Source organism: Paracoccus sp. (in: a-proteobacteria), from assembly GCF_046289755.1.
In the GTDB taxonomy this organism is placed as follows: domain Bacteria; phylum Pseudomonadota; class Alphaproteobacteria; order Rhodobacterales; family Rhodobacteraceae; genus Paracoccus.
On the sequence record NZ_JBKBVD010000025.1, the window covers coordinates 40,936 to 52,639 of the forward strand.

The window sequence follows — 11,704 nt, forward strand, 5'->3', positions numbered from 1 at the left end:
GCGCGGGCGCCGGGGGATAAGACGGGCATGAAACGCGCCCTCTCCCTCGCCCTGCCCCTGATCGCCGCGCTGGCTGGCTCTGCCGCGGCGCAATCCTCTGGCATCCAGCGCAACGGACCCTATACCGATGTCTGGAACCATCGCGGCGGCAATGTCATGCAGATGGTGCAGACGCGCGAGGAACTGGGCCGCTCGGGGCGCGAGGTGCGGATCCGCGGCTATTGCAGGTCCGCCTGCACGATGCTGACCACGCTGCCCAATGCCTGCCTGGGGCCGCATGCGACGATCGGCTTTCACGCGCCGCGTCTGCCCGGCACCCGGATCATCCCGCCCTATGTCGATCAGATCATGGGCAATTACTATCGCGCGGGCATCCGCGACCGCTGGTTCGGCGGCTGGAACCGCTCGATCAACATGAACGTCATCACGGCGCAGGATTATGTCCGGCTGGACCCGCAGGCGCGCATCTGCGACAGCCTGCGGACCCATGAGCAGCGCACCCGCCGCAACTAGGCCGCCGCCCCGGTTGCTGCGGATCAGTCCCGCAGCCGCCAGCCGGTGGCAAAGATCCAGCGGATGATGCCCAGACAGACCACCACCATCAGCCCCACGGCAAACAGCGAGGTGCCCACCGGCACATCGGCCAGGCCAAAGAACGACCAGCGCACACCGGAAATCAGGTAAAGCACCGGGTTCAGCTTGGCCACGCCCTCCCAGAAGGGCGGCAGCATGCTGGCCGAATAGAAGGCGCCGCCCAGAAAGACCAAGGGCATGATCACCATCATCGGCACGATCTGAAGCTGCTCGAAGGACTTGGCCCACAGCCCGATGATAAAGCCCAGCAGGCTGAAGCCCAGTGCCGACAGCGTCATGAAGGCCAGCAGCCAGAACGGGTGCAGGATATGCACGCCGACAAAGGCGAAACTGGTCAGCAGGATCACCACCGCGATCAGCAGCGACTTGACCGCAGCAGCCCCGACAAAGCCCATGGTGACCTCGATCCAGCCCACGGGCGAGACGAGATATTCATAGATCGTGCCGCTGAACTTGGGGAAATAGATCCCGAAGCTGGCATTGGCGACCGATTGCTGCAGCACGGTCAGCATCATCAGGCCGGGCACGATGAAAGCGCCATAGGCCACCCCCTCGACCGATTCGATGCGCCCGCCGATGGCGGCGCCAAAGACCACGAAATACAGCACCGTCGACAGCACCGGCGAGGCCAGAGATTGCCAGATCGTGCGGAAAAACCGCGTCATCTCGTGGTGAAAGATCGCGCCCACGCCGCGCCAGTTGATGGCCATCATGCCGCCTCCTCCGGTTCCGAGACCAGCGACATGAACACCTCTTCAAGGCTGGTCTGCCGGGTCGAGACATCGCGCACCGTGATCCCGCGCGCGGCCAGATCGCCCAGCAGCCGGGCAATGCCGGTCCGCTCGGCCCGTGTGTCGTAATCAAAGCGCAGCGTGCGCCCGTCTGCGGCCAGTTCCAGCCCCCGGCCCTGCAATTCCACCGGGATCGCTGTCAGCGGCGCGTCCAGTTCCACCGTCAGCGTCTTGCGCCCGAACTCGCCCATCAGCTCGGCGGTGGGGCGCACCAGCAGCAGACGGCCCTTGGCGATGACGCCGATGCGGTCGGCCATCTCTTCGGCCTCTTCCAGATAATGCGTGGTCAGGATGATGGTCACGCCCTCGCGGCGCAGATCGCCCACGACCTGCCACATCTCGCGGCGCAGGGCGACATCGACCCCGGCTGTGGGCTCATCCAGAAACAGCACCTTGGGCTGATGCGACAGCGCCTTGGCGATCAGCACCCGGCGCTTCATGCCGCCCGACAATTCGCGCGTCGCCGCACCCTGCTTGTCCCACAGCGACAGCGCCCGCAGGATCCGTTCAAGATAGGCGTCATCCTGCGGCATCCCGTACAGCCCGCGGGTAAAGCGGACCGTGTTGATGACCGTCTCGAACGGCTCCAGCGCGATTTCCTGCGGCACCAGCCCGATCAGGCGGCGCGCGGCGCGCCAGTCGGTGCGGATGTCGTGCCCGGCCACCCGGACGGTGCCGCCGGTCGGCACCACCAGCCCGCAGATGATCGAGATCAGCGTCGTCTTGCCCGCCCCGTTCGGCCCCAGCAGGGCGATGATCTCGCCCTCGTCGATCGTCAGGCTCACATCGTCCAGCGCTTTGGTGCCGCCGCCATACTCTTTCGAGAGCCGCTCTATCTCGATAATCGCGCCCATGCTGCGCCCTTTCGTCAGACCTGAGGCGCCAGATAAGCACGCCGCCGCGAGGTTACCAGCACCATGGCTTCTTCGCGGCCCAAATACCCGGCCCCCAGCCGCCAACAAGCGCGCGTGAGGGGTCGGCAAGACGGGTTGCGGCCCCGGCCCGGCTCGGCCACAGTCGCGCAAACATGACCTGATCAAGGAGGGACGGCATGTCCCGTTTGCGCCTTTTGCCTGCCGCCGTTCTGGGCCTCTTCGCCCTGTCCGCCTGTGACCGCGAGGCGCCCGGTACGGGCGCGATGCTGGCACCCGGCAGCAGCTATCTCGTCCACCAGATCGACGGCATGGCCGCGCCCGAAGGCGTGACCCTGGAAATCCCCGAGGCCGGGCGCATCGCCGGACAGGCGCCCTGCAACCGCTATTTCGCGGGGTTTGAACAGGACGCCGCATCGCTGGCGATCGGCGCGGTGGGCGCGACCCGCATGGCCTGCCTTGACGACGGTCGCATGGCGGCAGAAACCGCCTTTCTGTCCGCGCTGGAGGCGGTGACGACGGCAGCCCCCGGCGCCCAGGCGGGCCAGATCGCGCTAGGCGACGGCACCCGGACCCGGCTGCTGCTGACCCCGGACGCCTGAGCCGATGTTCCCGATCCGCGATCACAACCCATCAGAGGGCACGCCCTTTGTCACCTGGGCGCTGATCGCGGCGAATGTCGTGATGTATCTGCTGACCCTGCCCGGCAGCGAGGGCGGCGAGGGGCTGTGGCTGCGCCTGGCGCTCTATCCGGTGGCGGTCACGCAGGGCGAGATGCTGACCGGGCTTGTCAGCCATATGTTCCTGCATGCGGGCCTGCTGCATCTGGGCGGCAACATGCTGTTTCTGTGGATCTTCGGCGACAATCTGGAAGAGCAGATGGGCCATGCGGGCTTTCTGGCCTTCTACCTTGCGGCGGGGCTGCTGGCGGCGGCGGCGCAGATCGCCACCGACCCGGTCTCGGGCATTCCGATGGTGGGGGCGTCGGGCGCGATCGCGGGGGTGATGGGCGGCTATCTGCTGCTGTTTCCGCGCGCGCGGGTCGATGTGCTGGCGATCTTCATCGTCTTCTTCAAGGTGTTCACCCTGCCCGCATGGGTGATGCTGGGGGCATGGTTCGCGCTGCAATTGCTGGGCGGGTTCACGGTGGCGGGCGGTCAGGGCGGGGTCGCCTACTGGGCCCATGCGGGCGGCTTTGCGGCGGGTCTGGCACTGGCGCTGCCGCTGTTCCTGCGCCTTGGGGGGCCGCGCTTCTGGGCGCGCACCCATGGCCACCCGCCGCATCCCGAGACGCGCTATACCGCCAGCCGCATTCCCCGCATCCGGCGCTAGACCCTTGCCGGGGGCGGGGCCGCGCGCGTCCTGCCCCATCGAGGGGCAGCCCGCCCGCCGGGGCTATGCCCCGACCCGGCGCCCCACGCTCATGTGCCGCTTGAAGCCGAAACCGGGGCGGCGCTCGACCGTAAAGCCCGCCTCCTGCAAGGCGCGCCGCACATGGCCCGCCGCCGTATAGGTCGCAAATGTCCCCCCCGGCGCGGTATGCGCGCCCACGCCCGCCATCACCTCGGCCGACCACATCTGAGGGTTGCGGGCGGGCGAGAAGCCGTCAAGGAACCACGCATCCGCATGCCCCTGCCAGCCGGGCAGCGTCTGGCGCACATCGCCCAGCACCAGGGTCAGCTCGACCTGCCCCACCATGATCTGCGGCGTTATCTGCGGCTGCCCCCACCCCGCGCGCAATTCCTCGGCCAGCGCTGCCAGTTCGGGGAACGCCGCATGCGCGCGCGCTAGCTGATCCACGCTCATCGGGAACGCCTCGAAACTGGTCATCCGCACCGGCACCCGCGCCACCGCTGCCAGCGCCAGACAATTCAGCCCGGTGCCAAAGCCCAGCTCGGCCACGTGAAAGCCGGGGCGCAGCCGGGCGGGCAGGTCATTGCCGTCCAGAAACACATGCCGCGTCTCGGCCAAGCCGCCCGCCAGACTGAAATAGGGATCGTCGAACCGGGTCGAGACCGGCACGCCGCCCTCGCGCCATTCAAGCTGCGGCTCGTCATTCCCGTGCTGATCGGCTATCTGATCCATCACCGCCAGCTAGGGAAGGACCGCTGCCGTGACAAGTCCCCCAAGCGTCCCGGTCACCGTCATCGGCGCCGGCATCTTCGGCCTCGCCTGCGCCTTCGCCCTGATCCGCCGGGGCGCACCCGTCCGCGTGATCGAGGCCCGCCATGTCGGTGCAGGTTCATCGGGCGGCCATGTCGGCGCGTTGGCCCCCCATGCGCCGGACAACTGGAACCCGAAAAAGGCGCTGCAACTGGACAGCCTGCTGGCCGCCACGCCGTTCTGGGCCGCGGTCGAGGCCGCATCGGGGCTGCCCTCAGGCTATGGCCGCACCGGACGGCTGCAACCGATCCCCGATATGGCGACGGCAGACCGGATGGCAGACCGCATCGGGGCCGCCGCCCGCAACTGGCCCGCCCCCCTGACGATGGGCCTGACCGACAGCCCCTCGGGCCCGCTGATCCCCGACAGCCCCACCGGGTTGTGGCTGCTGGACAGCCTGACCGCCCGCCTGAACCCCCGCGCCGCCTGCGCCAGCCTTGCCGCAGCCATCCGTGCGCTCGGTGGCGAGATCACCGAAGGCCAGCCCGTTCAGGGCGACATCCCCGGCCCGGCGCTCTGGGCGACCGGCGCCGAGGGGCTGGAGGTGCTGGGTCAGGATCTGGGGCGCCGGATCGGTCAGGGGGTCAAGGGCCAGTCGCTGCTGCTGGATTTCGCCGCCCCCGACCAGCCGCAGGTCTTTGCCGACGGGCTGCATATCGTGCCCCATGCCGATGGCACCACGGCCATCGGCTCGACCTCGGAAAACAGCTATGACCACGACCGCCCCGACGATCAGGCCGATGCGCTGCTGACCCGCGCCCGCGCGATCTGCCCGGCGCTGGCCGATGCGCCGGTCCTCGACATCTGGGCCGGGATCCGCCCCCGCGCCCGTTCGCGTGCGCCCCTCCTTGCGCCCTGGCCGGGGCGCCCCGGCCATGTCATCGCCAATGGCGGCTTCAAGATCGGCTTTGGCATGGCGCCGCTGATCGCCGACCGCGCCGCCCGCCTGATCCTCGACGGCGACACGGACCTGCCGCCGCTGTTCGCCCTGCCCTGACCTCTTGACTGCCCAAATACCCAAAGCAAACCCGACGCTTGCCTCGCTGCCGCCCACGGGCCAGACTGCCCCAAAGCCCGGAGACACCGATGACCCCCAAGCTGGACCACGCCTTCGCCGCCATCGACGCGGCCAATGCCAAAGACCCCAATCTGCAGGACGGCACCCCCGCCGAACTGCTGTACGGCCAGCGCATGACGGCCGAGCAGATCAGGCTGTTCCCCGACGCCTCGGACGTGCTGCGCATCGCCTGCCGGGGCCAGCATATCGAACGCTGGACCCTGCCGCGGAGCGCCTATCCCGAAGGCCGCCCCGGCTATCTGCAATGGCGTCAGGAACAGGGCCGCCGCCATGCCGAGCGGGTCGCGGGCATCATGGCCGAGGCGGGCTATGACGCCGATCAGACCGACCGCGCGCGCAAGCTGCTGACCAAGCAGGGCATCAAGCGCGATCCGCAGGTGCAGGCGCTGGAAGACGTGATCTGCTTTACCTTCATCCGCTGGTATCTGGGCGATTTCGCGCCCACCCAGCCCGACCACAAGCTGCCGCGCATCATCGAAAAGACCGCCCGCAAGATGTCGCCCGAGGCGCGCGCCCGCGCGCTGGCCGAGTTCGACATCCCCGAGGCCTTCGCCGCCTATTTCGCCGAGACCGAAGCAAATCCGGCGATCGACCGCGCCGTCATCGTCTCGCATGGCCAGCCGGGCGATCCCGGCCCGCAGCAACAGGCGATCGAGGATCTGGCCGCCGCTGTCGCCACCCACCTGCCGGGTTTTGAGGTGCGCGGCGCCACGCTGGCCATGCCCGGCGCGCTGTCGGCGGCCGCGACCTCGCGCAGCCTGATCTATCCGATGTTCATGGCCGAGGGCTGGTTCACCGGCACCGAACTGCCCCGCCGCCTGACCGAAGCGGGCGCGCCCGGCGCCATCATCACCCGACCCTTCGGCGCCGATCCCGGCCTGCCGGAACTGATCGTCGCCAAGGCGCAGGAGGCCGCCCATGCGCAGGGCTGGGCGCCCGAGGACACGACGCTGCTGCTGTCGGCGCATGGCTCGCAACGCTCGCAGGGCAGCGCCAATATCACCCGCGCGCTGGCCGACCTGATCGCACCGCATTTCGCGCGCGTGGTCACAGGCTTTGTCGAACAGGAGCCTTTCATCGCCGAGGCCGCGCGCGATCTGGGTCAGGCGGTCAGCCTGCCGCTGTTCGCCCTGCGTGCCGAACATGTGCAGGACGACCTGCCCGAAGCGCTGGACGAGGCGGGCTTTGACGGCCCGCGCCTCGACCCGATCGGGCTGGCCCCCGAGGTGCCCGAACTGATCGCCCGCGCCCTGCGCACCGAGCTGGAGCGGCAGGCATGACCGATCAACCGGGGACCCTGCCCACCGCCCTGCCCGCCTATGATCCCTCGGCCGAGGGCGCGCGGATGTCGTTCGACGGGCGCATGTCCTATGGCGATTATCTGGGCCTCGACCGGCTGCTGGCAGCACAGCACCCGCTGTCGGACGCCCATGACGAGATGCTGTTCATCATCCAGCACCAGACCAGTGAGCTGTGGATGAAGCTGGCGCTGCACGAACTGGGCGCGGCGCGCGACCTGATCGCCACCGGCCATCTGCGCCCGGCCTTCAAGATGCTGACCCGCGTCGCCCGGATCATGGAGCAGCTGAATTCCGCATGGGACGTGCTGCGCACCATGACCCCCAGCGAGTATCAGCGGTTCCGCCCGGCGCTGGCCGAAAGCAGCGGCTTTCAGTCGGCCCAGTACCGGATGATCGAATTCGTCGCAGGCAACCGCAATCCGGCGATGATCGCGCCCCATGCCCACCGCCCCGATCTGGCCGACCCTCTGCGGGCCGAACTGACGCGCCCCTCGCTATATGACGAGGTTCTGGCGCGGGTAGCGGCAGCGGGGTTTGATCTGCCGTCCCGCGCGGCGCTGGACCAGCCCCACGCCCCCGATCCCCTTGCCCGCGCCGCATGGGCGCAGATCTACCGCGACCCGTCGCTGCATTGGGAGCTGTATGAGCTGGCCGAAAAGCTGGTCGATTTCGAGGATTACTTTCGCCGCTGGCGCTTCAACCATGTCACCACCGTCGAACGGGTGATCGGCTTCAAGCGCGGCTCGGGCGGCACCTCGGGGGTCAGCTATCTGCGCCGGATGCTGGACGTGGTGCTGTTTCCCGACCTATGGGATCTGCGCAGCGAGCTGTGACGCTCAGCGCCGCGCCTCGGGGCGGGCGTAATAGGCATAGCTGGCAACCTCGGCAAAGCCATGCCGCTGATACAGCGCCTGCGCGGGCTGGTTGGCGCGGCTGACGGCAAGGGCCAGACGGCTGGCGCCGCCTTCTGCCGCCCAGAACGCCGCCTGACGCAGCATCCAGCCCGCCAGCCCCTTGCGCCGGAACGGCGCCAGAACCTCCAGCGCGTGCAGCATCGCCACATCGCCCGACCGCGCGACAAAACCGGCAGCGGCGGCCCGGTCCTCGATACGGCCCAGCAGCGCCGTCTTGTCCAGCACCACCCGCGCCATCACCGCCTGCCGCGCGGGATTGATGCTGCCCGCCGCCCAGACCTGGCGCTGGATCGCCAGCGGCGGCCAGATGGCAAAGGTGGTGACCCGTGGCAGCGGACGGTCGGTCAGGCGGGCCACCGGCGCCTCCAACACCAGCGTCGGGATCTCGGGGCGGTAGCCGCGCGCCTCAAGCGCGCCGATCAGCGCGTGGTCCTGATCCCATGCGCGAAACAGCGGGCGCTGGTTCCAGCGCGCATGCAGCGCCTCGGCGGCGTCAATATCCGCGCCGGACCACGCGCCATCGGCGCGGGCGGAACTGACCCGCCCCCCGGCCCCCGCGCCACGCCCGACGACAAAGCCGCCCGCCCGCGCCGCCTCGGCGGGGGGCCAGCTTGCCTCGAAGGCATGGGCCAGAGCGGCGTCGGTCACAGGCTCAGCCGCGCCTTCAGCGCCGCCATCGCCTCGGCCACCCGCGCGGCATCGAGGCCGCGCACGACCAGATTGGTGCCCCAGCCCGACGGGTCATGGAACGGATAGCTGCCCAGAGACAGGTCGGCGAAATCAGAGGCCACGGCCTTGAGATCCTCGGCCACATCGCTTTCCCCGCGCCGCACCTCGACCGACAGCGACTGCACCGGGCGCCCGCCCGACAGGCGCGGCAACAGCCAGTCGACCATGCCGCGGAACACCTCGGGGACACCGGCCATGACATGGGTGTTGCCGATCGAGAAACCGGGTGCCGCCGAGACGGGATTGTCGATCAGCGTGGCCCCCACGGGAATGCGGGCCATGCGCAGGCGGTTTTCGGTCAGCTCGACCCCCATGCGCTGGCAGCGGGCCTGCAACAGGGCGCGGGCCTCGGGGTGGATCTCGACCGTGGTGGTGTGGGCGGCGGCGACGGCATCGGCGGTGATGTCGTCATGCGTGGGGCCGATGCCGCCCGAGGTGAACAGCAGATCATATGCACCGCCGAGGCTGCCATCCAGCGCCCGGATCGCGGCGACGATCTGTTCATGCACGTCCGAGACGACCCGGATCTCGCGCAGATCGAACCCGGTCGCCGACAGAACCTGCGCCAGATGATGGGCATTGCCCTCGCGCGTGCGGCCCGAGAGGATCTCGTCGCCGATCACCAGAATTGCCACGGTGGGATTGTCCGACTGCATGCGCTGCCCTTTCGCTTATCTCGCCTCCCTTTATGCCCGCGCGCGGGGCTGGAACAAGTGCGGCATCGCGTCTATCTAGGCGCAATGACGAAAGGATCTGCCATGGACGAAGGCCGCATCACCCGCGAGGGCATCCGTATCCACATGCCCGCCGATTTCGACGGCATGCGCAGGGCCGGCCGCGTGGCCGCACAGATCCTGGACGAGATCGGCCCGAAGGTGCAGCCCGGCGTCAGCACCGGCGCGCTGGACGACCATATCCGCGAGCGGATCGCCGAGTTGGGCGTGACCTCGGCCACGATCGGCTATCGCGGTTATCAGCATGCCAGCTGCATCAGCGTGAACCATGTCGTCTGCCACGGCATTCCCGGCGACAAGCTGTTGCAGGATGGCGACATCCTGAACATCGACGTGACGGTGATCGTGGATGGCTGGTATGGCGATACCAGCCGCATGTATGTGGCGGGCCGCGCCTCGATCAAGGCGCAGCGGCTGTTGCAGGTGACCCATGACGCGCTGATGAAGGGGATCGAGGCGGTGCGCCCCGGCGCCACTTTCGGTGACATCGGCCACGCGATCCAGACCTATGCCGAAGCGCGGCGCATGTCGGTGGTGCGCGACTTCTGCGGCCATGGCATCGGCAAGGTGTTCCACGCCCCGCCGAACGTGGTGCATTTCGGCCGTCCCGGTCGTGGCGCGGCGCTTGAGGAAGGGATGTTCTTCACCATCGAGCCGATGATCAACCTTGGCCGCCCCGAAACCAAGGTGCTGGCCGATGACTGGACCGCCGTGACCCGCGACAAGTCGCTGTCGGCGCAGTTCGAACACTCGGTCGGCGTCACGGCAGACGGGTGCGAGATCTTCACGCCGTCCGACCGCTTTTTCCCCACGCTGGACTGAGCGGCACGGGCATCGCATTTTGCGTCCCGCGAAGGCCGGGGGCGCTTCGCCCCCCGGACCCCCCGAGGATATTTCAGCCAAGGCAAAATGCGGGAGTCGTGCGACATGCGGCTTCGGTCAGATGCTGTGCGCTCAGGGCATGAGCGGGGCGGGGCGCGCAGGGGGTCCGGGGGGTGCAACCCCCCGGGACTTCGCGGGACGCAATCAGGCGCGACCTGCCGTGCCTGACAACAGCGACGGGTCGATGCCCTGTGCCCGCAATGCGCGGCTCCATTTCTCGTCATGCGACGGATCAAAGATCAGCTCTTCCGCCCCGTTGCCCGTCAGCCAGCCATTCGCCAGCATCTCGGCCTCCAGCTGCCCCGGCCCCCAGCCCGAATAGCCAAGCGCCAGCACCGCCGCCTCCGGGCCCGAGCCAGAGGCCAGATCCTCCAGAATGTCGCGCGTTGTGGTCATCGCCAGACCGCCCGAAATCCGAAGCCGTCCTTCCGGGTCCGTCCCATGTTCGGGCACCTTGTGCAGCACGAACCCGCGACCGGGTTCGACCGGACCGCCAAAGCAGACCTCGATCCGCCGGGCGCCGTCATCCGCCTCGATCCCCAGTTGCTCCAGCAGGTCGCCAAAGGCGATCTCGGGCAGGGGGCGGTTCAGCATCAGCCCCATCGTGCCCTCGTCCGAATGTGCGCAGACCAGCACGACCGCGCGCTGAAAGCGCGGATCGGTCATGCCGGGCATCGCGATCAGGATCTTGCCTGTCAGGTTCGGGGTCTGCACGTCCAGCGTCATCATCACTCCTTTTCATCAAAGATCGGTGCGCGGCGCAGAAGTTGCAAGCCGCACGCGGCTTTGTGACTTCTCATCGCGCCCCCGTCGCGGATAAGGCTGAGGGCATGACACGAGTTTCTGCCCTTTTGATCAGCACGCTGCTTCTGGCCGCGCCCGGTGCGGCCCAGACCGGGGCCGGGGACATGCCGCTTGGCCTCGTCTCGGCGCGCATTCTGCCCGGCTGGACCGACCCGGATGGCACCCGCGTGTCGGCGCTGGAGCTGGTGCTGGAGCCGGGTTGGAAAACCTATTGGCGCAGTCCCGGCGACAGCGGCCTGCCCCCCAGCTTTGGCTGGGAAGGGTCGGACAATCTGGACCGGATCACCTTTCACTGGCCAGCGCCCGAGGCCATCAATTCGGGCGGGTCGCAGGAACTGGGCTACCATGACCGTCTGCTGCTGCCCTTCACCGCAAGCCCGCAGCAGGCCGGCAAGCCGATCGGCCTGACCAGCCAGATCGAGCTGGGCCTGTGCGAGAACATCTGCGTGCCCGCCCATCTCGACCTCTCGGCGCCGCAGCCGGGCGGCGCCCCCGACCGCCGCATCATGGCGGCGATGGACGAAACGCCCCGGCTGATCGCCGACCTGCCCGACTGCCGCATCAGCGACATCGCCGACGGGCTGCGGGTCGAGATGGCCCTGACCGGCGCCGCGCCCGGACTGGCCGCGCCCGAACTGGCTGCGATCGAGGTCGAGGGCAAGCCCGACCTCTGGGTTTCGGGCGCCGAGATCGAAACGCGGCCCGATGGCACCTTCGCCGTGGCCGAACTGGTCGGCCCCGAGGCGGCGCCCTTTCCGCTGGACCCGCGCGCACTGCGCCTGACCGTGATCGGCGCGGATGAGGCGGTGGAAACGCTTGGCTGCCGCCTGACGCCCTAGGCG

At 68.8% G+C, this 11,704-nt stretch carries 14 protein-coding genes; 8 read left to right on the top strand and 6 right to left on the bottom strand.

The window, feature by feature from the left end:
• The first annotated feature begins 27 nt into the window (after window positions 1-27).
• The gene (locus ACK41U_RS11005; protein ID WP_409679752.1) at window positions 28-513 is read left to right on the top strand and encodes a hypothetical protein; all 486 of its coding nucleotides are present in this window, start codon (window positions 28-30) and stop codon (window positions 511-513) included.
• Window positions 514-536: 23 nt separating this feature from the next.
• Here ACK41U_RS11005 and ACK41U_RS11010 read toward each other — a convergent pair whose 3' ends face one another.
• Together ACK41U_RS11010 and ACK41U_RS11015 are read right to left on the bottom strand one after the other, a co-directional pair.
• Window positions 537-1,298 carry an ABC transporter permease gene (locus tag ACK41U_RS11010; RefSeq protein WP_409679791.1) on the bottom strand — a complete coding sequence of 254 codons (762 nt, stop codon included), beginning with the start codon at window positions 1,296-1,298 and terminating at the stop codon, window positions 537-539.
• 5 nt (window positions 1,299-1,303) lie between these two features.
• Complete coding sequence (locus ACK41U_RS11015) at window positions 1,304-2,239, bottom strand: ABC transporter ATP-binding protein (RefSeq protein ID WP_409679754.1); 936 nt, start codon at window positions 2,237-2,239, stop codon at window positions 1,304-1,306.
• A 197-nt stretch (window positions 2,240-2,436) separates the two neighbouring features.
• Here ACK41U_RS11015 and ACK41U_RS11020 point away from each other — a divergent pair, with 197 nt between their 5' ends.
• Both ACK41U_RS11020 and ACK41U_RS11025 read left to right on the top strand, forming a co-directional pair.
• A complete protein-coding gene (locus ACK41U_RS11020; RefSeq protein WP_409679757.1) occupies window positions 2,437-2,859 on the top strand; it encodes an META domain-containing protein in 423 nt (140 codons plus the stop codon).
• Between the two features lie 4 nt (window positions 2,860-2,863).
• Window positions 2,864-3,589, top strand: a complete 726-nt coding sequence (locus tag ACK41U_RS11025; protein ID WP_409679760.1) for a rhomboid family intramembrane serine protease — start codon at window positions 2,864-2,866, stop codon at window positions 3,587-3,589.
• A 63-nt stretch (window positions 3,590-3,652) separates the two neighbouring features.
• Here ACK41U_RS11025 and mnmD read toward each other — a convergent pair whose 3' ends face one another.
• A complete protein-coding gene (gene mnmD, locus ACK41U_RS11030) occupies window positions 3,653-4,342 on the bottom strand; it encodes a tRNA (5-methylaminomethyl-2-thiouridine)(34)-methyltransferase MnmD (RefSeq protein ID WP_409679763.1) in 690 nt (229 codons plus the stop codon).
• Between the two features lie 28 nt (window positions 4,343-4,370).
• Here mnmD and ACK41U_RS11035 point away from each other — a divergent pair, with 28 nt between their 5' ends.
• The 3 genes from ACK41U_RS11035 (at window position 4,371) to ACK41U_RS11045 (ending at window position 7,632) form a co-directional block, all read left to right on the top strand.
• Window positions 4,371-5,417: an NAD(P)/FAD-dependent oxidoreductase gene (locus ACK41U_RS11035; protein WP_409679766.1), complete on the top strand. Its 1,047-nt coding sequence runs from the start codon at window positions 4,371-4,373 to the stop codon at window positions 5,415-5,417.
• Between the two features lie 89 nt (window positions 5,418-5,506).
• Window positions 5,507-6,778, top strand: a complete 1,272-nt coding sequence (locus ACK41U_RS11040; RefSeq protein WP_409679769.1) for a DUF4202 family protein — start codon at window positions 5,507-5,509, stop codon at window positions 6,776-6,778.
• The gene (locus ACK41U_RS11045; RefSeq protein ID WP_409679773.1) at window positions 6,775-7,632 is read left to right on the top strand and encodes a tryptophan 2,3-dioxygenase; all 858 of its coding nucleotides are present in this window, start codon (window positions 6,775-6,777) and stop codon (window positions 7,630-7,632) included. The genes ACK41U_RS11040 and ACK41U_RS11045 overlap by 4 nt, the downstream gene beginning before the upstream one ends.
• A gap of 3 nt (window positions 7,633-7,635) precedes the next feature.
• On the opposite strand, the gene ACK41U_RS11050 is transcribed toward ACK41U_RS11045, so the two are convergent.
• Both ACK41U_RS11050 and ACK41U_RS11055 read right to left on the bottom strand, forming a co-directional pair.
• Complete coding sequence (locus ACK41U_RS11050; RefSeq protein WP_409679776.1) at window positions 7,636-8,361, bottom strand: GNAT family N-acetyltransferase; 726 nt, start codon at window positions 8,359-8,361, stop codon at window positions 7,636-7,638.
• Window positions 8,358-9,098, bottom strand: coding sequence for a competence/damage-inducible protein A (locus tag ACK41U_RS11055; protein WP_409679779.1), 741 nt, complete (start codon window positions 9,096-9,098; stop codon window positions 8,358-8,360). The genes ACK41U_RS11050 and ACK41U_RS11055 overlap by 4 nt, the downstream gene beginning before the upstream one ends.
• Window positions 9,099-9,200: 102 nt before the next feature.
• On the opposite strand from ACK41U_RS11055, the gene map reads away from it, so the two are divergent.
• The gene (map, locus tag ACK41U_RS11060; protein WP_409679782.1) at window positions 9,201-9,998 is read left to right on the top strand and encodes a type I methionyl aminopeptidase; all 798 of its coding nucleotides are present in this window, start codon (window positions 9,201-9,203) and stop codon (window positions 9,996-9,998) included.
• A 204-nt stretch (window positions 9,999-10,202) separates the two neighbouring features.
• Here map and ACK41U_RS11065 read toward each other — a convergent pair whose 3' ends face one another.
• The gene (locus ACK41U_RS11065; RefSeq protein ID WP_409679785.1) at window positions 10,203-10,784 is read right to left on the bottom strand and encodes a YqgE/AlgH family protein; all 582 of its coding nucleotides are present in this window, start codon (window positions 10,782-10,784) and stop codon (window positions 10,203-10,205) included.
• 104 nt (window positions 10,785-10,888) lie between these two features.
• On the opposite strand from ACK41U_RS11065, the gene ACK41U_RS11070 reads away from it, so the two are divergent.
• Window positions 10,889-11,701 (top strand): protein-disulfide reductase DsbD domain-containing protein, encoded by an 813-nt coding sequence (locus tag ACK41U_RS11070; RefSeq protein ID WP_409679788.1) that lies wholly within the window; start codon window positions 10,889-10,891, stop codon window positions 11,699-11,701.
• Window positions 11,702-11,704: the final 3 nt, after the last annotated feature.